Raw genomic sequence first — 24,126 nt, forward strand, 5'->3', positions numbered from 1 at the left:
CGTGACTCAGCTCTTCGTACGGAACTTGTGGATGGCGACCGGCGCCATCACCGCCGTCAGGGCCGCCGACCAGCCCAGCGTCACCCACAGGTCGTGCGTGACGGGGCCGCCCACCATCAGCCCGCGCGCCGTGTCCGCGAGGGCGGAGAGCGGGTTGTAGTCGGTGAACGCCCGCAGCCAGTCCGGCATCGAGTCGGTCGGCGCGAAGATCGACGAGCCGAACTGGAGCGGCATCAGTACCAGGAAGCCCATCGCCTGCACGGACTGCGCGTTCTTCATGATCACACCGAGTGTGATGAAGACCCACATCAGCGCCGAACCGAACACCGCGGACAGTCCGATCGAGGCCAGCAGACCGGCCCAGTTGGTGATGTCGAAGCCGACGAGCAGGGCGACGACCAGCAGCACCACGGTCGCGAACAGCATCCGCAGCAGTTCCACGGCGATCTTGGCGAACAGCACCGAGCCGCGCCCGATCGGCAGGGACCGGAAGCGGTCCATGACACCGGAGTTGAAGTCCTGGTTGAAGCCGGTGCCGACCCCCTGGGCCATGGTCATGCCCATCATGGCCATCAGGCCGGGGATGACGTACTGCACGTACGCCTGCTGCCCGCCGCCCAGCGACTGCCCGATGGAACCACCGAAGACGTACACGAACAGGAGCGTGAAGACGATCGGGAACAGGACGGCGTCGAACATCGACTCCGGGTCCTGCCGGATCCACAGCAGGTTGCGGCGGACCAGCGCGCTGGTGTGCCGCAGATGCCCGCGTACCGAGATCCGGGCGTCGGCGGACGGCGGCGCCGGCACGGCAGCGGGGGCGGTGGAGGCCGGGGTGTCGGTGGTGGTGGTGGCGCTCATACGGCGACCTCCTCGCGGGCGTCGGCGGGCGCGGGGTCCTGCGGGGCACTGGCGCGGTGGCCGGTGAGGGACAGGAAGACCTCGTCCAGGCTGGGCAGTTCGGTGGTGATGGAGGTGATCGTGATGCCCCGCGCGGTGACGGCGCCGACCACGGCGGTCAGCTGTTCGTCACTGAGGATCGGCACCAGGACCGCGTCGCGCTGCGCGTCCACGGTCGCAGTGGCGAGCCCGGTGATGCCCAGCTCGTCCAGGAAGGCGGCGAGCGGGCGCAGTTGCAGCGGGTCGGCCGGCCGGACGCGCAGGGTGCGCCCGCCGACCTTGGCCTTCAGCGCCTCGATGCCGCCGTTCGCGATGACCTTGCCGCGGTCGACGACGGTCAGCTCGGAGGCGAGCTGCTCGGCCTCCTCCATGTACTGGGTGGTGAGCAGCACGGTGACGCCGTCGCCGACCATGCGCTTGACCTCGTCCCACACCTCGTTGCGGGTGCGGGGGTCCAGGCCCGTGGTGGGCTCGTCGAGGTAGAGGACGGCCGGGCGCCCGATCATGGAGGCCGCCAGGTCCAGCCGCCGCCGCATGCCGCCCGAGTAGGTGGCCGCGGGCCGCTTGCCCGCCTCGGTGAGCGAGAACCGCTCCAGCAGCTCGTCGGCCCGCGCGCGCGAGTCCTTGCGGGACAGGTCGAGCAGCCGGCCGATCAGGTAGAGGTTCTCCCAGCCGGGGAGCTTCTCGTCCACGGACGCGTACTGCCCGGTGAGTCCTATCACCCGCCGCAGCTGCCGCGGCTGCCGTACGACGTCGTAGCCGGCGACGTGCGCCCGGCCGGCGTCGGGGGTGATCAGGGTGGACAGGATGCGGACGAGGGTGGTCTTGCCGGCGCCGTTCGGTCCGAGCACACCCATCACGGTGCCCTCGCGCACATCGAGGTCGACGCCGTCCAGCGCCTTGGTCTCGCCGTAGTGCTTGACCAGCCCCCGCACGGTGACCGCGCTGCCCGCGGCCGGGGGGTTGTCGTCGATTCGCTTCATGCCGACGACGTTGCCAGCCCCCACCGACAAACCACCGACATCCGGCCGACACCCCACCGACAGGACCCGGAACGGGGTGCACGGGGGTGCCGGGGACCCACCGGCCCCGCCGACGGGGGAAGATCGGCGGGGCCGGTGTGCCGTACCGCGGTGGCTAGTGGACGGAGTGCTCCTCCTGCGGGAACGTTCCGCCGACGACGTCCTCGGCGTACGCCTTCGCCGCGTCGCCCATGACCTTGCGCAGGTCGGCGTACTGCTTGACGAACTTCGGCATCCGGCCGCCGGTCAGCCCGAGCATGTCGGTCCACACCAGCACCTGCGCGTCCGTGTCCGCACCCGCGCCGATGCCGACCGTCGGGATGTGCAGCGTCCGCGTCACCTCGGCGGCCAGCTCGGCCGGCACCAGCTCCAGGACGACCGCGAAGGCGCCCGCGTCCTGCACGGCCTTGGCGTCGCGCAGCAGCTGCTGGGCCGCCTCCTCGCCCCGGCCCTGCACCCGGTAGCCCATGGCGTTGACGGACTGCGGGGTGAGGCCGATGTGCGCCATCACGGGGATGCCGGACTCGACCAGCAGCTCGATCTGCCGGTGCGAGCGCTCGCCGCCCTCCAGCTTGACCGCACCGGCCCCGGCCTCCTTCACCAGCCGGGTCGCCGAGCGCAGCGCCTGCACCGGACCCTCCTGGTAGGAGCCGAAGGGCAGGTCCGCGACGATCAGGGCGCGGCTGGTGCCCCGTACGACGGCGGCCGACAGCATCGTCATCTCGTCCAGCGTGACCGGCACGGTGGTGTCGTAGCCGAGGTGGCAGTTGCCCGCGGAGTCGCCGACGAGCATGACCGGGATGCCGGCCTCGTCGAACACGGACGCGGTCATCGCGTCGTACGCGGTGAGCATGGGCCACTTCTCGCCGCGCTCCTTGGCGGCGGTGATGTCCCGGACGGTGATACGACGGTTGCTCTTGCCTCCGTAAAGCGCCTTGTTCCCGTCGGAGGGCTTGCGCTGAGGCGTCTGGGCAGCCGAGAGCTGCGTCATGGCAACGGCTCCTTCATGTCATCTCGAGGCGCCCTGACGGCGTCCCCGGATCCCTTCCATGGTGGCACCTCGTGAGCCCCGGCGGCTAGGGGACCCCCGGCGCGGGTCGCGTGCGGGTCGCGTGCGGGTCGCGCGCGGGGAAAGGGGAGGAGGAGATGGGGAGAAACGTGCTCGTTGTGTCACAGAGCCACCTGTGTCGGGGGTGACCGGAACCCCGGACTCCGACTCGTACGTCCTCGTACGCGTACGGCCGTCATGGGACGGCGGGATCGGAACCGATCATCCCCTAGGGTGCTGAGTCACGGGGGGGGCGAACGGTGTGCACGGCAGTCAGTGAGGCGACGGTATGGCGCAGCAGGCGTACATGACGGAGACGGACAACGGCGGCTCGGATCCCGAGCGCCGGGAGACCCGGATTCGGCGCCTGTTCGACCGGCTGGTCACCGGCTGGCGCGGCGACCGGCGGATCTGGCGGCGCGGCCTGGTCACCGCCGCGGTGGCCGTCCTCCTGGCCGGTGTCATGGCGGCCCACTCGCGCATCCCGAACGCCATCGGCAACCTCGGCAGCCTCACGGAGACCTTCCTGCCGTGGTTCGGCCTGCTGGTCCCCGTCCTGCTGGTGATCGCCGTCGTCCGCAAGTCGGCGACGGCGCTGATCGCGCTGGTGCTGCCGGTGAGCGTCTGGCTGGACCTCTTCGGCGGTCTGCTCTTCGACAAGACCGGCGCCGGCGGCGACCTCACGGTGGCCACGCACAACGTCAACGCCGACAACGCCGACCCGGCCGGCACCGCCCGCGCCGTGGCCGCGGCCGAGGCGGACGTGCTGGCCCTGGAGGAGCTGAAGGCGTCCGCCGTACCGGCGTACGAGCGGGCGCTGGAGCCGGCGTACCGGCACCACGCGGTCGTCGGCACCGTCGGGCTGTGGAGCAAGTACCCGGTGAGCGACGTGAAGGCCGTCGACATCCGGCTGGGCTGGAAGCGCGCGATGCGCGCCACCGTCGCCACCCCGTCCGGGCCGGTCGCGGTGTACGTCGCCCACCTGCCCTCCGTACGGGTGAAAATGGAGGCCGGTTTCACCGCCCGGCAGCGGGACAAGAGCGCCGAGGCCCTCGGTGAGGCCATCGGCGACGAGAGGCTCCCCCGCAAGATCCTGCTCGGTGACCTCAACGGCACCACGAACGACCGCGCGCTGACCGCGATCACCTCCCAGATGCGCTCCCCGCAGGGCGCCGTGGGCAACGGCTTCGGCTTCAGCTGGCCGGCGTCGTTCCCGATGGCCCGCATCGACCAGATCCTGGTCACCGGCGTCGACCCGGTGACCAGCTGGACCCTCCCGGCGACCGGCAGCGACCACCTTCCGATCGCCGCGCGTGTGAAGGTCGACACAACGGCTTCCTGAGATTCGTCGGCGGAATACTCGCCCTGAGAGGCTTTGTTCCGTACGGGAACATAACAACGTCCGGACGGCACGTCCTGACACCAGGTCCGGGCGGCTCGTCCGGACGCTCATCCCGTACGCACACCCCCGCTCTCGAAAGGCGAGACCCTTCATGCCCCTGGCCCTGCTCGCCCTTGCCGTGGGCGCCTTCGGCATCGGTACGACCGAGTTCGTGATGATGGGCCTGCTGCCCGACGTCGCGGACGACCTGAACATCTCGATCCCCAGCGCCGGACACCTGGTCTCGGCCTACGCCCTCGGCGTCGTCATCGGCGCCCCGCTGCTCGCGGCGGCGACCGCGCGGATGTCCCGCCGCACGGTCCTCATCGCCCTCATGGTCCTCTTCGTGGCCGGCAACGCGCTCTCGGCGCTCGCGCCCGGGGAGGGCTCCCTCCTGGCCGCCCGTTTCGTCAGCGGCCTGCCGCACGGCGCCTTCTTCGGCGTCGGCGCGGTGGTCGCCACCGGCATGGTGGCGCCGGAACGCCGGGCCCGCTCCGTCTCCCTGATGTTCCTCGGCCTGACGGTCGCCAACATCGTGGGCGTGCCCGCGGCCACGGCCACGGGCCAGCAACTGGGCTGGCGGGCCACCTTCCTCGGCGTGAGCGCGATCGGCGTCGCGGCGATAGCGGCGCTCGTCGCGCTGATCCCGCGCGACGGCGCCCCCGCCCCGACCGCCGGCCTGCGCGGCGAACTGGCCGCCCTGCGCTCCCTGCCCGTCTGGCTGGCGCTCGGCACGACGGTCGCGGGCTTCGGCGCGCTGTTCTCCGCGTACAGCTACATCACGCCGATGCTCACCGACGCCGCCGGGTTCGCCGAGGGCAGCGTGACACTGCTGCTGGCCCTGTTCGGCGTCGGCGCCACCGCGGGCAACCTGCTGGGCGGCCGGCTGGCCGACCACTCCCTGCGCGGCACCCTCCTCGGCGGCCTCGTCTCGCTGGTCCTCGTCCTCGCCCTCTTCCCGCTCCTGATGCGTACGGAGGTCAGCGCGGCCGTCGCGGTGGCCCTCCTGGGCATGGCCGCCTTCCTCACCGGCTCCCCGCTCCAGCTGATGGTCATGGAGAAGGCGTCCGCGGCCCCCTCGCTGGCCTCCTCCGCCAACCAGGCCGCCTTCAACCTGGCCAACGCCGGCGGCGCCTGGATCGGCGGCCTCGCCCTCGCGGCGGGCTTCGGCGCCACCTCCCCGGCGACGGCGGGCGCGGGGCTGGCGGTGCTCGGTCTGGCGGTCGCGGGCGCGGCGTACGCGGTGGACCGCCGCCGCGCCGCTTCCGCTCCGGCGGCCGGACGGGAACGCGTGGTCGCGGGGCACGTGCCGGAGCCCGCGGAAACGGTCCGCCGGTAACCTCCGGCGCCCGCCTCCCCGGGGGCGGGTGCCGGGAGGCCTCGCCGCCCGCAGGACCATGGCGACCTGCGGTTTTCCTCCGCGCGGTCGGCCCGGGTCCGCCGATCGCCGCGGGGATCCGGCGGCGGGGCAGGGGAGGAGTCTGAGGAGCAGGAGATTAGCGGGACGGAAAGTGTGTCAAAGGCGGACAAATAGCCACTCGTCGTGAGACGGACGGTCACGTGTGACGCCCGGTGTGCGCCCTCCGGCACACGCCGGGCCGTCCGGGAGACGGACACGGGACCTCACACAGGACATCCGACGAGGGGAAGTCGCCGATGAGTGAGTCCGTACAGACCGGCCCCAGGAGCAAGACTGGGGACAAGGTCAGAACAGAGGCCTCCGCGACGGCCGGACAGGCCGGTCAGGCCGCCGGCCAGGTCGCCGGAACCGCGGCGGAACAGGCCCGGCACGTGGCCGACGAGGCACGGCAGCAGGCCGGCACGGCCCTCCACGACCTGCGCGGCCGTGCGATGACCGAGGCCAACGGCCAGACCAGGCGCGCGGCCGGCACGCTTCGGCAGTGGGCGGACGACCTCGCCGACCTCGCCGAGAACGCCCACAAGGAGTCCGCGGCCCGCAGCCTGGCGACACAGGCGGCCGACCGGGGGCACCGTGCGGCCGGCTACCTGGAGAAGCAGGGCGCCGAAGGCCTCGTGTCCGACCTCCAGGGTTTCGCCCGGCGTCGCCCCGGGGCGTTCCTGGGCGGCGCGCTGCTGGCCGGACTGGCCGTCGGGCGTCTGGCGAAGGCGGGCAGCGCCGCCCGGTCGGACGGCTCCGGACAGGGGCCGGCCACCGGCGCCGCGGACCGCGACGGCCTGGCCGCAGCCCCGGACACCGCGCCGCTGCCGCCCGGCCCCGCGCCGGGTGCCCCGCCGCGGGCGGCCCCCACCGGCGCACCGGTCTCACCCGCCACCGGTATGCCGCCGGGCGGCGCGCCGGGACGTGCGCGGCCGGAGGTGTGACATGGCCACCGTCCGACCCGCGCCCCGCCCCACACGCCCCACCGAACGGCACGTCGACGACAGGTCGGTCGGGCAGCTCATGTCCGGCGTTACCGCGGACCTGCAGACCCTGTTCCGGCAGGAGATCGAGCTGGCCAAGGCCGAGATCAAGGAGGAGGGAACGAGGGCGGGCAAGGCCGCCGGAATGTACGGCGGGGCCGGTTTCGCCGGCTACATGGTCGTCCTCTTCCTGTCGCTGGCCGCCGTGCTGGGCCTGGCCAACGTCATGGACGGGGGCTGGGCCGCCCTGATCGTCACCGCGGTGTGGGCCGTTGTCGCGGCCGTGCTGTACATGAAGGGCCGCGCGGGGATGCGCACCGTCTCCCCGAAGCCCGAGCGAACCGTCGAGACCATGAAGGAGAACGCGGAATGGGCACGTCACCCGACCAGATGAGGGCCGAGATCGAGGCCACGCGCGGCCAGCTCTCCACGGACGTGGACCAGCTCGCCGAGCGGACCAGTCCCCGGCGGGCGGTCCGCCGGCGCCGGGCCAGGATGCGCGGCGCGGTGTCGGGCGTGCGCGACCGGGTCATGGGCACGGCGTCGCACACCGTCCACAGTGTCACCGGCACCGCTCAGTCCGCGGCCGGTTCGGTCTCGGACACGGCGCACTCCGCGGCGGGCTCCGTCTCGGACACGGCGCACTCCGCGGCCGGTTCGGTGCAGGAAGGTACCGGACGGGCGGCCGAGGTGGCGCGGGGCGCGGCCGGCCAGGCGGGAGAAGCCGCACAGCAGGCACCCGACATGGCACTCCGCCAGACCCGGGGCAACCCGCTGGCCGCCGGCCTGGTCGCCTTCGGCGTCGGCCTGCTGGCGTCCTCGCTGCTGCCCGCCTCCCGGACCGAACAGGAGAAGGCCGCCGAGCTGATGGAGCGCGGCGGCGAGGCCCTGGAGCCGGTGAAGCAGGCCGCCACCGAGTCCGCGCAGCACCTGAAGGAAGGCGCCAAGGAGGTGACGCAGAGCGCGGCCGCCGAGGTGAAGGACAGCGCGGCGCAGGCCGCCCGCACCACGCAGGACGAGGCGCGCGACCGTGGCGGCGAGGTCGCCGGTCAGGCGCGGGACTCCGGCCGGCACCTCAAGGACGAGGCCCGGCAGCAGGGCCCCGGCTCCACCTAGCGCGTACGGCGGAGGAGTCCCGAGGCCCCCGAGCCCCGAGCCCTCGGTCCGGTACCGCCGGCCGAAGGCGCGGGGCCGGGCTCCGTGCGCCAAGGTACGTCCGGGAGCGGCCCGGGAGCGGCTACGGGCGGCAGCTCACGCGTCGGCCGTACAAAGCCACAAGGATGAGGACGGTGTCCCGCGAGGTCATGCCGGCCGACTGCGAGGAACGCGCGGCGGGACGGCTCGGCCAACGGGCGGGTCGTCCCGCCGACGTGCTGGACGTGGGCCCCGGACACAGCGGTCCGGGGCCCACGTTCACCTGTCGTCAGCGCACGTCAGCGCACGTCAGCGCACGTCAGCGCACGTCAGCAGTGCGGCTCAGACACGGGTGGTGTGCGCGTGGCCGTCCGAGGCGATACCGCCGGTCAGCGCCGAGGCACCGAGCCCGGCGGTGACGGCGACCGGGCCGGACTCCACGTGGAGACCGGCGCCGACGGCACCGCCGACCGTGATGACGGCGGCGCCGGCGTCGATGCCGACCTGGCCGCCGGACACCTGGTCCAGGTCCGCGTCGGAGATTTCGGCTGTTTCGACCTGGGGGACGAGGTTCATGGCAGGTCTTTCCCTTCTGTCAACGGAATCGGAGCGGCGCGGCACGCCCGGAATCCGGAGTGGGGAAGCCGGAAACGATCACCGGCGTGCCGCGCACAGATCCAAGCACGCCGGTGAACGGCCGACCAGTTGCGTGCTGTTGCCGCCCGCTCTCTCCGCGTCACCGCATTCATGAGTGTGGTGACGCGGTCGTGGAAAGAGCCCGCGTCTTCACGCTACCCACCGGTTACGGGAGCTCCCCGGGGCGGCGATCCGCACCACCGGCCCGGTCTGCCGCCTCCGCCGCCTTCCGCGCGACCGGGCGATGAACGATGTGCGGATCCGAGGGAGGTTTCGGGCCGGCCCGGGGCCCTGCGCGCGAGACGCCGCCGTATGCCCCTCACGCCGGGTCGAGAGTGATCTCGGTCTCCGCGTTCTCCTCGATCGCCGACTCGCTGTAGAGCAGCGGGAAGTACTCACCCGCGCCCCACTTCTCCGCGAGGTCGTCGTAGTGCGGACTGCGCTCGTCCCCGGACTGGCCCGGCGCGTTGATGGCGCGCGAGTTGTCCCAGGAGCCGACGTCGAGCGCCATCTTGAACGTAGGTCCCACGATCTGGATCCGGGGGAAGATGCTCGGAATGTACGTCGACAGGCGGACCGTGTGGGAGGTGCCGTCCATCGGGACGGGACCGACGTTCGGGCCGCCGAGCGGGTGCTGGAACACGTGGATGTGCGCCGCGCCCCAGCTCCACCTGCCCGGGTCGGTGCCGAGGAACCCGCTCACCTCGTCGTACGCCTTGGGCAGGGTGTCGAGGATCAGCTTGTCCCTCGCCAGGGCACCGCCCTCGCCGAACCACTCCTCGGGCCGGGCGAAGGAGTCGGTCACGACGCGGAAGTCCGGGATGGTCCCGCTCCGGGTCAGATACCGTGCGGCCTCCTCCGGCAGCATGGCCCGGGCCCACGCCGGGTAGAGCGCGTTGGTGATCCAGGTCTCGAAGAGGACCGCCCCGGCGGAGTCCTTGCCCGCGACACCGTCGTAGCCGCGCAGCAGGTCCAGCGCCTCCCGCGTCGTCGGGTCCGAGGACTCCAGGCCCTTCAGGTACGGCAGGACCTCGGTGGCCGCGCCCGACTTCACATCGTTCTGCAGATCCGTGGTGTCCTCGACGGACGTACCCGACTGCCCGGACAGCACCTCGTCGATCCGGTCCTTGCGGTAGCGCTCCGCCCACTCGAACCCGGGAGCCTCGTAGCCGTCGGGGAAGTTGTACTCGTTGGCGGAGGCGATGAAGCCGGCCTCCGGGTTGAGCGCGCTCGGGAAGTCGTCGCTGTCGTCGAAGCCGGTCCACTCGTGGCGTCCGTCGCCGGGCACGGGGAGCAGACCGTCGTAGCCCTTGCCGGCGCGCCTCGGCGAGAGCGCGCCGGGCACCCAGCCGATGTTCCCCTTCTCGTCCGCGTAGAGGAGGTTGGATCCCGGAGCCCTCCACCTGCGCATGGACGCGGAGAACTCGTCGAAGTTCCCGGCCTTCTGGAAGTCGAGGCTGCTCAGATAGGCCGAGGTACCCGGCTGCGTCCAGACCGTGCGCACCGCGTAGGCCTTGTTCTTCTCCTGGTCCACCTTGATGACCGGGCCGTGCCGGGTGAAGGAGAGCGACGACCTCCGTGCGCCGGCGCCGGCCACCGGAATGTCCTCCTCGACGGTCTTCATGGACACCCAGGCGCCGCGGTAGCGGTACTTGGTGGGGTCCCCCGGCTTCAGGTCGTACACGTAGAGGTCCGACTGGTCGGCGGCCAGGTTGGTCAGAGCGAACGAGACGTTCCCGTTGTGCCCCATGCTGACGCCGGGGTTCCACGGTTCACCCGCGCCGATGATGTTCAGCCCGGGGGCGGAGAGGTGGGTGATGTAACGGTTCGCGGGCACCGAGTAGTTCACCCGGTGCGGGTCGCCCGCGAGGATGGGCCTGCCGGTCGAGGTGCGCTCCGGCGAAACGGCCCAGGCGTTGCTGCCGCTCGCGGCCTCCCGCAGCGCCCGGACGGGCTCCGGCTCCCTCGCCATCCTGCCGCCTGCGAAGGTGACCGTCGCCGTGGCGAGGTTGTAGGTGTCCAGGACGTCGTCCGGGAGCGAACACAGGTCGAGGCCGTCCGGCACCTCGGGCCTGTGCTTCGGCTCGAGCTTCGACAGGTACCTGCTCGCGTCCGGCCCCCCGAGGCACATGAGCTTCGCCCGGGTGACCTCCTTGCTGAGATTGCTGACCAGGCTGTGGGTGCGGATCCGCACCAGGTCCTGCGGCTTCCAGCGCGCGGGCTCGTAGCCGAGCTTGCGGAACTCCTCCGGCATGGAGTCCGGGTTCTTCTCCAGCCAGTCGACGTAGGCGTTGACCCCGGCCGCGAAGCGGGTCGCCGCCTCCTTGGCCCCCGGGCCGTAGCTCGCCCACTCCTTGTCCATGTCGCCGCGGTAGAGGAACAGCCGCGAGGCACGGTCCTGTTCCACGTAGCTCTCGCCGAGCACCGCGCTGAGCTCACCGAGCCCGCTGCGGCGCCAGGTGTCCATCTGGAAGAGCCGGTCCCGCGCGGCGCTGAACCCCTGCGCCTGGAAGAGGTCACCGGTACTCGACGCGGCGATGTGAGGCACACCCCATGTGTCGACCGTCATGGAGACCGGCTTTTCCAGGCCCGGTACCACGTAGGAGGTCCCCGGGCTCTCCGCCGAGGCCGGCATCGGCACCACCATGGGTACCGAGACGGCGGTCGCGGTCAGCAGTACCTTGAAGCGCGCTCTCATCTCGACCATCACCTCCGTGGGCATGGAGCGGACACAGAACGCGCCCGGACGACGGCACAGTCCCGTCGCCCGAAGCTACTTCACCTCACGAGGCAGGTGACCCCCCTAACTCACCCCTACCGCACGGCACTTCACGGCTTCCTCCCGCTGCCTGTCCGCGCCTCCGGTGCGGCTGGAGCCGGCCCGACCGGTGCCTACAGCACCGGCAGCGACTTCCGCAGTTCGAAGGCGGTGACCTGGGACCGGTACTCCTCCCACTCCTGCCGCTTGTTGCGCAGGAAGAAGTCGAAGACGTGCTCGCCGAGCGTCTCGGCGACCAGGTCGCTGCGCTCCATCAGGGCGAGGGCCTCGCCGAGGTTCTGGGGGAGCGGCTCGATGCCCAGCGCGCGGCGCTCCGAGTCGGACAGGGCCCAGACGTCGTCCTCGGCGCCCGGCGGGAGTTCGTAACCCTCCTCGATGCCCTTGAGGCCGGCGGCCAGCAGGACGGCGTAGGTCAGGTACGGGTTGGCGCCGGAGTCGATGGAGCGGACCTCGACGCGGGCCGAGCCGGTCTTGCCGGGCTTGTACATCGGCACGCGGACCAGCGCCGAGCGGTTGTTGTGGCCCCAGCAGATGTAGGAGGGGGCCTCGCCGCCGGCGCCCGCCGTGCGCTCGCTGCCGCCCCAGATGCGCTTGTACGAGTTCACCCACTGGTTGGTGACGGCGGAGATCTCCGCCGCGTGCCGCAGCAGGCCCGCGATGAAGGAACGGCCGACCTTGGAGAGCTGGTACTCGGCGCCCGACTCGTAGAACGCGTTGCGGTCGCCCTCGAAGAGGGAGAGGTGGGTGTGCATGCCCGAGCCCGGGTACTCCGAGAACGGCTTCGGCATGAAGGTGGCCTGCAGGCCCTGCTCCAGCGCGACCTGCTTCATGACCAGGCGGAAGGTCATGATGTTGTCGGCCGTGGAGAGCGCGTCGGCGTAGCGCAGGTCGATCTCCTGCTGGCCGGGGGCGCCCTCGTGGTGGGAGAACTCCACCGAGATACCCATCGACTCCAGCATGGTGATCGCCTGGCGGCGGAAGTCCATGCCGATGTTCTGCGGGGTGTGGTCGAAGTACCCGGAGTTGTCGGCCGGGGTCGGCACCGAGCCGTCGACCGGCTTGTCCCTCAGCAGGAAGAACTCGATCTCCGGATGGGTGTAGAAGGTGAAGCCCAGGTCGGAGGTGCGGGCCAGGGCACGCTTGAGGACGTAGCGCGGGTCGGCGAAGGACGGGGAGCCGTCCGGCATGAGGATGTCGCAGAACATGCGGGCCGTGCCGGGGGCCTCCGCGCGCCAGGGCAGGACCTGGAAGGTCGACGGGTCCGGCTTGGCGATCATGTCGGACTCGTAGACCCGGGCGAAACCCTCGATCGCGGAGCCGTCGAAGCCGATGCCCTCGTCGAAGGCCTGCTCCAGCTCGGCCGGGGCCACGGCGACGGACTTGAGGAAGCCCAGCACGTCCGTGAACCACAGGCGTACGAACCGGATGTCGCGCTCCTCCAGCGTCCGGATCACGAACTCCTGCTGCTTGTCCATCTTCCGCTTCCCATCCTCGCTGGTCAGGCCGCTTGTCTCCGGTACGGCGGGAGGCGGCCCTGCACCCGGGCATCACACCACAGCACGGTTTCGTACGCGTTGCGGACCTCGATCGGTCGACCGGCCCTCCCCGCAGCGTAGAGGCCACCTGTTCGATCGGGCCATTCCTGGGGTCCCCCGGCGACGGATCCTGTGCTCTCCCTACGATTCGGCCCTCCTCCACCATTACGATCAGCGGACTCCATCGCCCCCCTTTTCCCAGAAGGGCACACCCCATGGGTTCCGCCAAGAAGAGCAGCAACACGGCGCGTCAGACACGCATAGCCGAGATGCGGCGCGCCGAGGAGGCCCGCGACCGCCGGAACCGGATCCTCACGATCGCGGTCAGCGCGGTGGTCGTCGCCGGTCTCGTCGTCGGCGGGGTCGTCCTCGTCCGGTCGCAGTCCGACGACTCCTCCTCCGACGCGGCGTCCGACGGCAAGACCTCCGGGAAGTTCGTCGCCGGCGAGGACGGGGTGCAGACCTGGAAGGGGACGCTCGCCCGTAACCACGTCACCGAAGAGGTGTCCTACCCGGCCGAGCCCCCGGTCGGCGGCGATCACGACCAGGCGTGGATGAACTGCAACGGTGACGTCTACACCAAGCCGCTGAAGAACGAGAACGCAGTGCACTCGCTGGAGCACGGCGCCGTCTGGGTGACGTACACCGACAAGGCGCCGACGGCCGACGTGGAGAAGCTCGCGGCGAAGGTGAAGAAGACGCCGTACTCGCTGATGAGCCCGGACGACAAGCAGAAGGACCCGATCATGCTCACCGCCTGGGGCCACCAGCGCACGGTGACGGGCGCCGACGACCCGAACGTGGACAAGTTCTTCGAGAAGTTCGTCCAGGGCGAGCAGACCCCCGAGCCGGGTGCCGCCTGCACGAACGGGCTGGCCGAGTGACACCGAAACAGGCCGGCTGGATCGCGGGGGCCGCCGCGGCGGCTCTCGTCGTGGCCGGCGGGGTCACCTACGCCGTCGCCGGGGACGACGGCGCCGGCCGGGTGCCGTCCGCCGGGTCGGCGGACGCCGGCTTCGCGCGGGACATGTCGGTGCACCACCAGCAGGCCGTGGAGATGTCCTACATCGTGCGCGACCGCACCGACGACGAGGAGGTGCGGCGGCTCGCGTACGACATCGCGCAGACCCAGGCCAACCAGCGCGGCATGATGATCGGCTGGCTCGACCTGTGGGGGCTGCCCAAGGTGTCGTCCGACCCGCCGATGACCTGGATGGGCATGGGCGACATGCCCTCCGCCGGCGAGGGCTCGTTGATGCCGGGGATGGCCACCGACGCCGAGATGGAGAAGCTCGGAACGCTCGACGGCCGGCAGGCGGAGGTCTACTACCTCCAGCTCATGACCGAGCACCACGAGGGCGGCGTCCACATGGCCGAGGGGTGCGCCGACCGGTGCACGGTCGGCGTGGAGAAGCGGCTGGCCCAGGGCATGGTGGAGTCGCAGGAGTCGGAGATCCGGCTGATGGCGGACCTGCTGGCGGAGCGGGGCGCGAAGCCGCGGGCGTGAGGCGGTCGGGCGTCCTTCCGGGCGGACCGGGCCGGCCCGGCGGCGGCCCCCCTGCCGCCCGCGGCCCCGCTCGGCCCCTACCGCCTGCCGTGGCCGAGGACGGCGGCCACCTGACCGGGGGCCCGCCCGCCCACGCTCCTAGCGCTGCCGCTTGAGGTCCGCAAGCAGCTGGTGCAGCGGCTCCGTCTCCCGGCGCCGGTACTCCTGGACCGCCCAGCCGTTGCCGTCGGGGTCCTTGAAGTACATGAACGTGGCGCCGTCGTCCGGCGAGTACTGCACCGGCTCGGAGACGTCCAGGCCGCGCCCCACCAGCTCGGCGTGGGCCGCCTTGATGTCGGTGACGCACAGTTGCAGGCCCTGGTACGCGCCGGGGGCCGGCGCGGTCTGGCCCTGCGCCATGTCCCAGATGGCGTCGCCGAGGGCGATCGAGCAGCCCGAGCCCGGCGGCGTCAGCTGGACGATGCGCATCCCCGGCATGACCTCCTGGTCGATGTCGACGTGGAAGCCGACCTTGTCCCGGTAGAAGTCCCGGGCCCGGTCGATGTCGGTCACGGGCAGCGGGATCACTTCGAGGGTGAAGTCCATGGCCTGGCTCCTTCGACGTCCTTGCCGAGCACGATGTCGGTTGTCAGTTGTCAGTCGTCAGTCGTCAACGGTCAGTTCTTCAGTCGTCGTTGTCGGTCGTCGTTGTCAGTAGTGGTATCGCGCCTGGACGATGACCAGCTCGCCGTCGACCGGCTTGTACACCAGGCGGTGCGTGTCGTCGATGCGTCGTGACCAGTAGCCCGACAGGTCGCCCTTCAGCGGCTCAGGCTTGCCGATGCCCTTGAACGGGTCACGTGTGATGTCGGTGATCAGTTTGTTGATCCGCTTGGTCACCTTCCGGTCGCTCTCGGCCCAGTGGACGTAGTCCTCCCAGCCGTGCGACGTGAAAGTGATCTTCACGGGCGCTCCGCGTCCGGATCGATCAGCTCACGCCGCCGCGCACCGCCGGATTCGGCCTCGGCGATGGAGTCGAGCAGGCGGCGGGCGTTCCTGGGGGAGCGCAGGAGATGCACCGTCTCCGTCCAGGCCGTGAAGTCCTCTTCGGACATGAGTACGGCGTTCCCCTTGCGGGAGGTGATGTGCACCGGGGCATGGTCCTCGTTGACCTGCTCTATCAGTGGGAACAGGTTCTGGCGGGCTTCACTCGCGGTAATGGACATACCGGTGCCTCCCTTCGCGGCTTGTACAAGATATCGTACGAGTGCGGTGCGGTCCACCGGGGACCGGGACCGGTACGCCCCGGCGCCCGCGCCCGCCTTCCCGGTTACGCTCAGGCGTACGACCTTGATCCGACGGTTCGAGGGTCCGACAGTTCGTGGGCCTGCGGGCCTGCGGGCCTGCGGGCCTGTGGGTCTGCGGGCCCGCGGGCCCGTGGGTATCGACGAAACGCCAGTCCGACAGGAGGCCGGGATGACGGCGCCGGGGCGCAGGAGCAGTACCTTCACGCGTCTGCTGCGGCACGGCTTCACCGACCCCTCGGCCGCCGAGCGGCTGCTGGACGGCGTGGAGCTGGCGGGGGTCCGCGACGACCCGGTCCTGCTGGAGGCGCTGGGCGCCACCGCCGACCCGGACCTCGCCCTGCACGGCCTGGTCCGGCTCCTGGAGGCGCAGCCGGACCCCACCGCCCGCCGGGAGCTGCTGGACACCCTGATAGCGGCCAAGCCGCTGCGCGACCGTCTCCTCGGTGTGCTCGGCGCCTCCGAGGCGCTCGCCGACCACCTCGCCCGGCACGCCGGCGACTGGCAGGCCCTGGTCACGTACGAGCCGCGGGACCTGCACCGGGGGGTGGCGGAGTTCGAGCACGGTCTCGCCGAGGCCACCGACCCCGTCTCCCTGCGCGTCGCCTACCGGCGCTGCCTGCTGTCCATCGCCGCCCGCGACGTGTGCGGCACCATCGACGTCGCCGAGACCGCCGCCGAGCTGGCCGACCTCGCCACCGCCACGCTGCGCGCCGCCCTCGCCCTCGCCGAGGCCGACGCGCCCGAGGACGCCGCGCTGTGCCGGCTGGCGGTGATCGCGATGGGCAAGTGCGGCGGACACGAGCTGAACTACGTCTCCGACGTCGACGTCATCTTCGTCGGCGAGGCGGCGGAGGGCGTCCCCGACGTCGATGAGACCAAGGCGCTGCGGGCCGCGACCGCGCTCGCCTCGCACATGATGCGGATCTGCTCCGAGACGACCGTCGAGGGCTCCATCTGGCCCGTCGACGCCAACCTCCGTCCCGAGGGCCGCAACGGCCCGCTGGTGCGCACCCTCAGCAGCCACCTCGCCTACTACCAGCGCTGGGCCAAGACCTGGGAGTTCCAGGCGCTGCTCAAGGCCCGCCCGGTGGCCGGCGACCCCGGGCTCGGCGCCGAGTACGTCGCCGCGCTCCAGCCCCTGGTGTGGCAGGCCGCCGACCGAGAGAACTTCGTCCCGGACGTGCAGAAGATGCGCCGCCGGGTGGTGGAGACCATCCCCGCCGCCGAGGTCGACCGGCAGCTCAAACTGGGCCCGGGGGGCCTGAGGGACGTCGAGTTCGCCGTGCAGCTGCTCCAGCTGGTGCACGGGCGGTCCGACGCGTCCCTGCACAGCGGTACGACGCTGGACGCGCTGGAGGCGCTGGCCGCGGGCGGGTACGTCGGCCGGGCCGACGCCGCCCAGCTCGACGAGGCGTACCGCTTCCTGCGCTCCATGGAGCACCGCATCCAGCTCCACCGGCTGCGGCGCACCCACCTCGTGCCCGAGGACGAGGCCGACCTGCGGCGCCTCGGCCGCTCCCTCGGCCTGCGCAACGACCCGGTCACCGGGCTGCTGCGCGCCTGGAAGCGGCACGCCTCCGTCGTACGCCGGCTGCACGAGAAGCTGTTCTACCGGCCGCTGCTCGACGCCGTCGCCCAGCTCGCGCCCGGCGAGGCCCGGCTGAGCGCCGAGGCGGCCCGCGAACGCATGGTCGCCCTCGGGTACGCCGACCCGGCCGCCGCGCTCAGGCACCTGGAGGCGCTGGCGTCCGGCGTCACCCGCAAGGCGGCCATCCAGCGCACCCTGCTGCCCGTGCTGCTCGGCTGGTTCGCCGACTCCGCCGACCCGGACGCCGGTCTGCTGAACTTCCGCAAGGTCTCCGACGCGCTCGGCACCACGCCCTGGTACCTGCGGCTGCTGCGGGACGAGGGCGCGGCGGCCGAGAACCTCGCCCGCGTGCTCTCCGCCGGGCGGCTCGCCCCCGACCTGCTGCTGCGGGCCCCCGAGGCCGTCGCACTGCTCGGCGACGGCAACGCCGGAGGGCTGGCGCCGCGCGGGCGGCTCCAGCTGGAGCAGGAGGCGCTCGCCGCGGTCCGCCGCGCGGACGGCGCGGTGCAGGCGGTCACGGCGGTGCGCGGAATCCGGCGCCGGGAGCTGTTCCGTACGGCCGCCGCGGACATCGTCGGCTCCTACGGCACCGACACGCAGCCCGTCGAGGCCGACCAGGGCGCCCTGGTGGACCGGGTCGGCGCCGCCGTCTCCGACCTGACGGCGGCGACACTGGCCGGGACGCTGCGGGCGGTCGTGCGGGAGGGCTGGGGCGACACCCTGCCGACCCGGTTCGCGATCATCGGCATGGGCCGGTTCGGCGGGCACGAGCTGGGCTACGGCTCGGACGCGGACGTGCTGTTCGTGCACGAGCCCCGCGACGGGGTCGAGGAGCGGGAGGCGGCGGACGCCGCGAACAAGGTCGTCGCCGAGATGCGCCGCCTGCTCCAGGTGCCGAGCGCCGACCCGCCCCTGCTCATCGACGCCGGCCTGCGGCCCGAGGGCAAGTCCGGGCCGCTGGTGCGGACCCTGAAGTCGTACGAGGCCTATTACCGGCGCTGGTCGCTGGTGTGGGAGCGGCACGCGCTGCTGCGGGCCGAGTTCGTCGCCGGCGACGCGGATCTCGGGCGGCGCTTCATCGAGCTGGCCGATCCGCTGCGCTACCCGGCGGACGGGCTCGGGGAGGACGCCGTACGGGAGATCCGCCGGCTCAAGGCCCGGATGGAGTCCGAGCGGCTGCCGCGCGGCGCGGACCCCAAGCTGCACGCCAAACTGGGGCCGGGCGGACTGTCCGACGTCGAGTGGACCGTGCAGCTGCTCCAGCTGCGGCACGGCCACACGGAGGCGGGGCTGCGGACCACCCGGACGCGCCGGGCCCTGGCCGCCGCGTGCGACGCCGGCCTCATCTCGGCGGAGAACGCCGGGACGCTCGACGAGGCGTGGGTACTGGCGACGCGCGTGCGCAACGCGGTGATGCTGGTGCGCGGACGGGCCGGGGACACGTTCCCGAGCGAGCCCCGCGAACTGGCCGCGGTGGGCCGCTACCTGGGGCACGGCCCCGGCCACGCGGGCGACATGCTCGACGAGTACCGCCGCACGGCCCGCCGGGCCAGAGCGGTGATGGAGGACCTGTTCTACGCCTAGTTCCACGCCCGGGCCCTGACGCTCCGGTGCCACTCGCCGGCGCCGTGCCGCCGTGCGGGAAGCGGCTCAGACGACGATGACCCGGCGCCCGCGCGTGTGACCGGCCTGGCTGTCGATGTGCGCCGCCGCGGCCTCGGTGAGCGGGTACGACTTCTCGACCGGGATGTGGAGCCGTCCCCGTGAGATCAGGCCGACGGCCTCGGCGAGCGCGTCGGGCACGCTCCCGGCCACGCCGGAGAACCGGACACCGGACTCCGGCGCACCGAGATCGGCGATGGACACCACCCTCCGGGGGTCCCCGGTCAGCTCGACGAGCTCACGGATCACGCCCGAGCCGGCCAGATCGAGAGCCGCGTCGACAGGGCCGAGCCGCCGCACCCGCTCCACCCAGCCCTCGCCGTACGTCGTGGGGAGGGCCCCCAGGCTCCGCAGGTAGTCCTGGTTCGCGGCCCCGGCCGTGCCGATCACCGTGATGCCGCGGTCGCGGGCGATCTGCAGCACCGCCGACCCGACTCCCCCCGACGCGCCGCTGACCAGCAGCGTCTGTCCGGGCCGCACACCGACCTCGCGGATGACGCGCAGCGCGGTCTCCACGACGGACGGGTACCCGGCCGCCTCTTCGAACGTCAGCCCCTCGGGCATCCGGGCCCAGGCCCCCAGCACGGCGAACTCGGCGTAGGTGCTCGCGCCTTCGCCGAAGACGCGGTCGCCCGCCTCGATCCCTTCGACGCCCTCACCGATCTCGTCCACCACCCCCGCGGCGTCCAGCCCGACCCCGGCGGGCAACCGGACCGGATGGGCGCCCAGGACCTGACCCTCCCGGACCCTCCAGTCGACGGGGTTCACACCCGCCGCGCGTACGGCGATGCGTATCTGGCCGGGGCCCGCGTGGGGCTCCTCGGCGTCGACGACTTGCAGAACGTCCGGACCGCCGAACTCGGCGAAGCTCACCTTCTTCATACGGAGGACCATAGCACTAACGGTTAGCTTTCTGGAACGGTTACATGTTTGTGTTTGGTAGTGTCAGGCCCATGACCGTGCAGTCCGGACGCCGTGAGCGCAAGAAGGCCGCGACCCGTCAGAAGATCGCCGACACCGCCCTGCGGCTCTTCCTGGAACGCGGCTATGACGCGGTGGGCATCCGGGACGTGGCCGCCGAGGCCGACGTGGCCGTCACCACGCTCTTCTCCCACTTCGCCTCCAAAGAGGCCCTGGTGTTCGAGCAGGACCAGGACTTCGAGCGACGCCTCGCGGAGGCGGTCACCGGCCGCGCGCCGCACGAGTCGCTCGTCCCCGCGCTGCGCCGCGAGGTCCTGGCCCTGGTGCGGCACTGCACGGGGGACGGCGCCGCCCCGATCCGGCGCATGATCGACGGATCGCCCGCCCTGCGGAAGTACGAGGAGTCGATGAGGCCGCGCCACGCGGAGTCGCTGGCGGCGGCCCTCGCCGCCGATCCCGGCCTGTCGCAGACCACGACGGCCTGCCGGGCGATCGCGAGGTTCGCGGTCGACGCCTACTCGCTCGCCCGTGAGGCGGCCGATCCGGAAGCCGCGGTGGACGAGATCTTCCGGATGATCGAGGCGGCCTGGGAGGTCACCCGCCCTCCCGGGCACGCGTGAGCAACCGTCCCCTTCGGACGGGCGGGAGCCGGTCGGAGACGCTCGGCGGCCCTACGCCCGGGTGGGCGCAGGTGTTCCACCCCGCCGTGCCGCCACCGTCCGCGGCAGCGCGTGCGGCAGGCGCCCGTACCAGGCCGCCGCCAGCGCGTACCCGAACCCCAGGCACAGCACCCCGCCCACCGCGTCCAGCCAGAAGTGGTTGGCGGTGGCGACGATCACCACCAGCGTGAGCACCGGATACACCAGCCCCAGCACCCGGACCCACGGCACCGAGGCCAGCGCGAAGATCGTCAGCCCGCACCACACCGACCACCCGATGTGCATGGACGGCATCGCCGCGTACTGGTTCGACATGTTCTTCAGGTCCCCGGACGCCATCGACCCCCACGTCTCGTGGACCATGACGGTGTCGATGAAGTGCTCGCCGTTCATCAGCCGGGGCGGGGCGAGCGGATACAGGTAGTAACCGACCAGGGCGACGCCCGTCGTCGCGAAGAGCACGAGCCGGGTCGCCGCGTAGCGGCCGGGATGGCTGCGGTACAGCCACACCAGCACGCCCAGGGTCACCACGAAGTGCAGCGTGGCGTAGTAGTAGTTCATGCCGATGATGAGCCAAGTCACCGAGTTCACGGAGTGGTTGACCGACTCCTCGACGGCGATTCCGAGTTGCTGCTCGACGCGCCAGATCCAGTCGGCGTTGCGCAGCGCCTGCCCCCGCTGTTCCGGTACCGCGTTGCGGACCAGGGAGTACGTCCAGTAACTGAGCGCGATCAGCAGGATCTCGAACCAGAGGCGCGGCCTGCGTGGTGCGCGAAGGCGGCGCAGGAGTCCCCGCCCCGTCTCCTCCGTGACGGGGTGCGGAACGACCTCTTCCAGGCGTTCCGTGGTCCTCACGGTCGTGTCACCCATAGGCATGAAGTCTGCCAGAAAAGCCCTGCCCCACCGATCATCCCCCCGTCGGATGCGGCCCGCATCCGGCCAAACCGCGGCAGGGCTCAGGGCCGGTTGCGTTCTCCCGGCGCCGACGCCGTCGACCCGCGCACCACCAGCTCCGGCATGAACACGAACTCACTGTGCGGCGCGGGCGTCCCGCCGATCTCCTCCAGCAGCGTGCGCACCGCCGCCTGCCCCATCGCCGGGACCGGCTTGCGGACGGTCGTCAGCGGCGGGTCCGTGAAGGCGATCAGCGGTGAGTCGTCGAAACCGACGACCGAGAAGTCCTTGGGCACGTCCAGGCCCCGCTGCCGCGCCGCCCGTATCGCGCCCAGCGCCATCATGTCGCTGGCGCAGACCACCGCCGTGCAGTTCCGCTCCATGAGCGCGGTGGCCGCCGCCTGGCCGCCCTCCAGGGTGTAGAGGGAGTGCTGGACGAGCTCCTTCTCCACGGTCTCGGCGTTCATGTCCAGTTGATCCTGGACGCTGCGCACGAAGCCCTCGATCTTGCGCTGCACCGGCACGAACCGCTTCGGGCCGAGGGCCAGCCCGATGCGGGTGTGCCCGAGCGAGACGAGGTGCGTGACCGCGAGGCTCATCGCGGCGCGGTCGTCGGGGGAGATGAACGGCGCCTGCACCTTCGACGAGAAACCGTCGACGAGGACGAAGGGCACGCCCTGCGCGCGCAGCCGCTCGTAGCGCTGCATGTCGGCGGTGGTGTCGGCGTGCAGACCGGAGACGTAGATGATGCCGGCGACGCCGCGGTCGACCAGCATCTCCGTCAGCTCGTCCTCCGTGGAGCCGCCCGGGGTCTGGGTGGCGAGTACCGGCGTGTAGCCCTGGCGGGTCAGCGCCTGGCCGATGACCTGGGCCAGCGCCGGGAATATCGGGTTCTCCAGCTCCGGCGTGATCAGACCCACCAGGCCCTCGCTGCGCTGCCGCAGCCGCACGGGGCGTTCGTACCCCAGCACGTCGAGGGCGGCGAGTACGGACTGGCGGGTGGTGGCGGCGACGCCCGGCTTGCCGTTGAGAACGCGGCTGACGGTCGCTTCGCTCACCCCCGCCTGGGCGGCGATGTCGGCAAGCCGTGTGGTCACAGGGGTGGACTGTACCTGTCGGCCGCTGCCTTGCACACCGATCGGGCGCCGTGGGCGGCCTGTTGGACGGCCCGTCGAACGGCCCGGCGCCGGCTGCTGCGTCATCGCGCTCCCTCAAGAAAAGTGGCGGCAAGAGCTTGCAGAGTCTTGCACAACCGGCCCGATACCGCTCGATCCCCGTAATCAAGCGTCTCGCGACGGTCGCCGGGAGGTCACGCCCGGATAACTTCGGAGACTTCTTGCACTTTTTTGCTGCAAGACCTTTCCGCCGAGCTTGCGGCGCTGTTACGTTCACGTCGCCCGACGGCGGCAAAGGCGCGGTCGGCAGTCGGCAGGAGCGGCGGACGGGCCCGCACCCTGCACCACTCGGGCTTTCACCCTCAAGGAGAACTCATGCGGCGTGGCATAGCGGCCACCGCGCTGGTGGCGTCCCTCGCTCTCGCGGCGACGGCGTGCGGCGGGGACGGCGACAGCGACAGCGGGTCGGGCGGACCGGTCACCATCACGTACTGGGACACCTCGAACGCGACCAACGAGGCGCCGACCTACAAGGCCTTGGTCAAGGAGTTCGAGGCCGCCAACAAGGACATCAAGGTCAAGTACGTCAACGTCCCCTTCGACCAGGCGCAGAACAAGTTCGACACCGCCGCCGGCGCCTCGGGCGCCCCGGACGTGCTGCGCACGGACGTCGGCTGGACCGCCGCCTTCGCCAAGAAGGGCTTCTTCCTGCCGCTGGACGGCACCGAGGCCCTCGCCGAGCAGGACAAGTTCCAGCCCAAGCTGATCGAGCAGGCCAAGTACGAGGGCAAGACCTACGGCGTCCCGCTGGTCACCGACACCCTCGCCTTCGTCTACAACAAGGAACTGTTCGAGAAGGCCGGCGTCGAGGCCCCCAAGACCTGGGACGACCTGAAGAAGGCCGCCGCCACCATCAAGGACAAGACCGGCGTCGACGGCTACTGGGCCTCCACGGCCGGCTACTACGCGCAGCCGTTCCTGTACGGCGAGGGCACCGACACGGTCGACGTCGAGGGCAAGAAGATCACCGTCAACTCGCCCGAGGCGAAGAAGGCGTACGGCACCTGGCTGAGCCTGTTCGACGGCAAGGGCCTGCACAAGGCCGACACCACCGCCGACGCCTACGCCCACATCCAGGAGGCGTTCGTCAGCGGCAAGGTCGCCTCGATCGTCCAGGGCCCGTGGGAGATCACCAACTTCTACAAGGGCACCGCCTTCAAGGACAAGGGCAACCTCGGCATCGCCACCGTCCCGGCCGGTGCCGCCGGCAAGGCGGGCGCCCCGACCGGCGGCCACAACCTCTCGGTGTACGCCGGCTCGGACAAGGCGCACCAGGAGGCGTCGCTGAAGTTCGTGAACTTCATGACCTCCGCGAAGTCGCAGGAGACCGTCGCCCTGAAGAACTCCACGCTGCCGACCCGCGACGACGCCTACACCGACAAGGTCAAGGCCGACCCGGGCATCGCCGGCTACCAGACGGTCCTGCCCTCCGCCCAGCCGCGCCCGGCGCTGCCGGAGTACAGCTCCCTGCTGACCCCGCTCGACGACGAGCTGCCCCAGATCGCCGGCGGCAAGAAGTCCCTGGACGAGGGCCTGGGCGACGTGGAGACCGCGATCGCCAAGCTGGTGCCGGACTTCAGCAAGTAGGTCCGCGCGGCCGCCGGGTCCCCCCGCAGT

The 24,126-nt window shown here is 71.6% G+C and carries 22 protein-coding genes; 10 read left to right on the forward strand and 12 right to left on the reverse strand.

The window, feature by feature from the left end:
* Positions 1 to 6: 6 nt before the first annotated feature.
* The 3 genes from ACH4F2_RS08430 to panB all read right to left on the reverse strand — a co-directional run bounded on the left by ACH4F2_RS08430 (position 7) and on the right by panB (position 2,913).
* Entirely contained in the window at positions 7 to 861 is an 855-nt protein-coding gene (locus ACH4F2_RS08430) for an ABC transporter permease (protein WP_398131919.1), read from the reverse strand.
* A complete protein-coding gene (locus ACH4F2_RS08435; protein ID WP_398131920.1) occupies positions 858 to 1,883 on the reverse strand; it encodes an ATP-binding cassette domain-containing protein in 1,026 nt (341 codons plus the stop codon). The genes ACH4F2_RS08430 and ACH4F2_RS08435 overlap by 4 nt, the downstream gene beginning before the upstream one ends.
* 154 nt (positions 1,884 to 2,037) lie before the next feature.
* A complete protein-coding gene (gene panB, locus ACH4F2_RS08440) occupies positions 2,038 to 2,913 on the reverse strand; it encodes a 3-methyl-2-oxobutanoate hydroxymethyltransferase (protein ID WP_398131921.1) in 876 nt (291 codons plus the stop codon).
* A gap of 346 nt (positions 2,914 to 3,259) precedes the next feature.
* Between panB and ACH4F2_RS08445 the strand changes: the two genes are divergently transcribed.
* From ACH4F2_RS08445 to ACH4F2_RS08465, 5 genes are all read left to right on the forward strand, one after another.
* Entirely contained in the window at positions 3,260 to 4,312 is a 1,053-nt protein-coding gene (locus tag ACH4F2_RS08445) for an endonuclease/exonuclease/phosphatase family protein (protein WP_398131922.1), read from the forward strand.
* A 151-nt stretch (positions 4,313 to 4,463) separates the two neighbouring features.
* Positions 4,464 to 5,690 carry an MFS transporter gene (locus ACH4F2_RS08450; RefSeq protein ID WP_398131923.1) on the forward strand — a complete coding sequence of 409 codons (1,227 nt, stop codon included), beginning with the start codon at positions 4,464 to 4,466 and terminating at the stop codon, positions 5,688 to 5,690.
* Between the two features lie 317 nt (positions 5,691 to 6,007).
* Complete coding sequence (locus ACH4F2_RS08455) at positions 6,008 to 6,694, forward strand: hypothetical protein (RefSeq protein WP_398131924.1); 687 nt, start codon at positions 6,008 to 6,010, stop codon at positions 6,692 to 6,694.
* Between the two features lies 1 nt (position 6,695).
* On the forward strand, positions 6,696 to 7,127 hold the full coding sequence (locus tag ACH4F2_RS08460; protein WP_398131925.1) for a phage holin family protein: 432 nt from the start codon (positions 6,696 to 6,698) through the stop codon (positions 7,125 to 7,127).
* Positions 7,103 to 7,849 (forward strand): DUF3618 domain-containing protein, encoded by a 747-nt coding sequence (locus ACH4F2_RS08465; protein ID WP_398131926.1) that lies wholly within the window; start codon positions 7,103 to 7,105, stop codon positions 7,847 to 7,849. The genes ACH4F2_RS08460 and ACH4F2_RS08465 overlap by 25 nt, the downstream gene beginning before the upstream one ends.
* Before the next feature lie 360 nt (positions 7,850 to 8,209).
* Here the strand turns inward: ACH4F2_RS08465 and ACH4F2_RS08470 are convergent, their stop codons facing one another.
* The 3 genes from ACH4F2_RS08470 to glnA form a co-directional block, all read right to left on the reverse strand.
* Positions 8,210 to 8,443 (reverse strand): hypothetical protein, encoded by a 234-nt coding sequence (locus ACH4F2_RS08470; RefSeq protein WP_398131927.1) that lies wholly within the window; start codon positions 8,441 to 8,443, stop codon positions 8,210 to 8,212.
* Between the two features lie 379 nt (positions 8,444 to 8,822).
* Positions 8,823 to 11,210 carry a penicillin acylase family protein gene (locus ACH4F2_RS08475; RefSeq protein WP_398131928.1) on the reverse strand — a complete coding sequence of 796 codons (2,388 nt, stop codon included), beginning with the start codon at positions 11,208 to 11,210 and terminating at the stop codon, positions 8,823 to 8,825.
* A gap of 185 nt (positions 11,211 to 11,395) precedes the next feature.
* Positions 11,396 to 12,757, reverse strand: a complete 1,362-nt coding sequence (glnA, locus tag ACH4F2_RS08480) for a type I glutamate--ammonia ligase (RefSeq protein WP_398131929.1) — start codon at positions 12,755 to 12,757, stop codon at positions 11,396 to 11,398.
* A gap of 275 nt (positions 12,758 to 13,032) precedes the next feature.
* Here glnA and ACH4F2_RS08485 point away from each other — a divergent pair, with 275 nt between their 5' ends.
* Together ACH4F2_RS08485 and ACH4F2_RS08490 are read left to right on the forward strand one after the other, a co-directional pair.
* The gene (locus tag ACH4F2_RS08485; protein WP_398131930.1) at positions 13,033 to 13,701 is read left to right on the forward strand and encodes a DUF3105 domain-containing protein; all 669 of its coding nucleotides are present in this window, start codon (positions 13,033 to 13,035) and stop codon (positions 13,699 to 13,701) included.
* Entirely contained in the window at positions 13,698 to 14,324 is a 627-nt protein-coding gene (locus tag ACH4F2_RS08490; RefSeq protein ID WP_398131931.1) for a DUF305 domain-containing protein, read from the forward strand. Before ACH4F2_RS08485 ends, ACH4F2_RS08490 begins: the two co-directional genes overlap by 4 nt.
* A gap of 138 nt (positions 14,325 to 14,462) precedes the next feature.
* Here the strand turns inward: ACH4F2_RS08490 and ACH4F2_RS08495 are convergent, their stop codons facing one another.
* The 3 genes from ACH4F2_RS08495 to ACH4F2_RS08505 all read right to left on the reverse strand — a co-directional run bounded on the left by ACH4F2_RS08495 (position 14,463) and on the right by ACH4F2_RS08505 (position 15,529).
* The gene (locus tag ACH4F2_RS08495) at positions 14,463 to 14,909 is read right to left on the reverse strand and encodes a VOC family protein (RefSeq protein ID WP_398131932.1); all 447 of its coding nucleotides are present in this window, start codon (positions 14,907 to 14,909) and stop codon (positions 14,463 to 14,465) included.
* A gap of 105 nt (positions 14,910 to 15,014) precedes the next feature.
* Entirely contained in the window at positions 15,015 to 15,269 is a 255-nt protein-coding gene (locus tag ACH4F2_RS08500) for a Txe/YoeB family addiction module toxin (RefSeq protein WP_398131933.1), read from the reverse strand.
* Positions 15,266 to 15,529: a type II toxin-antitoxin system prevent-host-death family antitoxin gene (locus tag ACH4F2_RS08505; RefSeq protein ID WP_345594094.1), complete on the reverse strand. Its 264-nt coding sequence runs from the start codon at positions 15,527 to 15,529 to the stop codon at positions 15,266 to 15,268. The genes ACH4F2_RS08500 and ACH4F2_RS08505 overlap by 4 nt, the downstream gene beginning before the upstream one ends.
* 250 nt (positions 15,530 to 15,779) lie before the next feature.
* Here ACH4F2_RS08505 and ACH4F2_RS08510 point away from each other — a divergent pair, with 250 nt between their 5' ends.
* On the forward strand, positions 15,780 to 18,782 hold the full coding sequence (locus tag ACH4F2_RS08510; protein WP_398131934.1) for a bifunctional [glutamine synthetase] adenylyltransferase/[glutamine synthetase]-adenylyl-L-tyrosine phosphorylase: 3,003 nt from the start codon (positions 15,780 to 15,782) through the stop codon (positions 18,780 to 18,782).
* 66 nt (positions 18,783 to 18,848) lie between these two features.
* On the opposite strand, the gene ACH4F2_RS08515 is transcribed toward ACH4F2_RS08510, so the two are convergent.
* The gene (locus tag ACH4F2_RS08515) at positions 18,849 to 19,742 is read right to left on the reverse strand and encodes an NADP-dependent oxidoreductase (protein ID WP_398131935.1); all 894 of its coding nucleotides are present in this window, start codon (positions 19,740 to 19,742) and stop codon (positions 18,849 to 18,851) included.
* Between the two features lie 71 nt (positions 19,743 to 19,813).
* On the opposite strand from ACH4F2_RS08515, the gene ACH4F2_RS08520 reads away from it, so the two are divergent.
* Positions 19,814 to 20,401 carry a TetR/AcrR family transcriptional regulator gene (locus ACH4F2_RS08520; RefSeq protein WP_398131936.1) on the forward strand — a complete coding sequence of 196 codons (588 nt, stop codon included), beginning with the start codon at positions 19,814 to 19,816 and terminating at the stop codon, positions 20,399 to 20,401.
* Positions 20,402 to 20,452: 51 nt separating this feature from the next.
* On the opposite strand, the gene ACH4F2_RS08525 is transcribed toward ACH4F2_RS08520, so the two are convergent.
* Positions 20,453 to 21,310: a phosphatase PAP2 family protein gene (locus ACH4F2_RS08525; protein WP_398131937.1), complete on the reverse strand. Its 858-nt coding sequence runs from the start codon at positions 21,308 to 21,310 to the stop codon at positions 20,453 to 20,455.
* An 86-nt stretch (positions 21,311 to 21,396) separates the two neighbouring features.
* Complete coding sequence (locus tag ACH4F2_RS08530) at positions 21,397 to 22,431, reverse strand: LacI family DNA-binding transcriptional regulator (protein ID WP_398131938.1); 1,035 nt, start codon at positions 22,429 to 22,431, stop codon at positions 21,397 to 21,399.
* A gap of 393 nt (positions 22,432 to 22,824) precedes the next feature.
* Here ACH4F2_RS08530 and ACH4F2_RS08535 point away from each other — a divergent pair, with 393 nt between their 5' ends.
* The gene (locus ACH4F2_RS08535) at positions 22,825 to 24,096 is read left to right on the forward strand and encodes an extracellular solute-binding protein (RefSeq protein WP_398131939.1); all 1,272 of its coding nucleotides are present in this window, start codon (positions 22,825 to 22,827) and stop codon (positions 24,094 to 24,096) included.
* Positions 24,097 to 24,126 lie beyond the last annotated feature (30 nt).

The organism is Streptomyces sp. NPDC017890, assembly GCF_044328675.1.
Classification (GTDB): Bacteria; Actinomycetota; Actinomycetes; order Streptomycetales; family Streptomycetaceae; genus Streptomyces.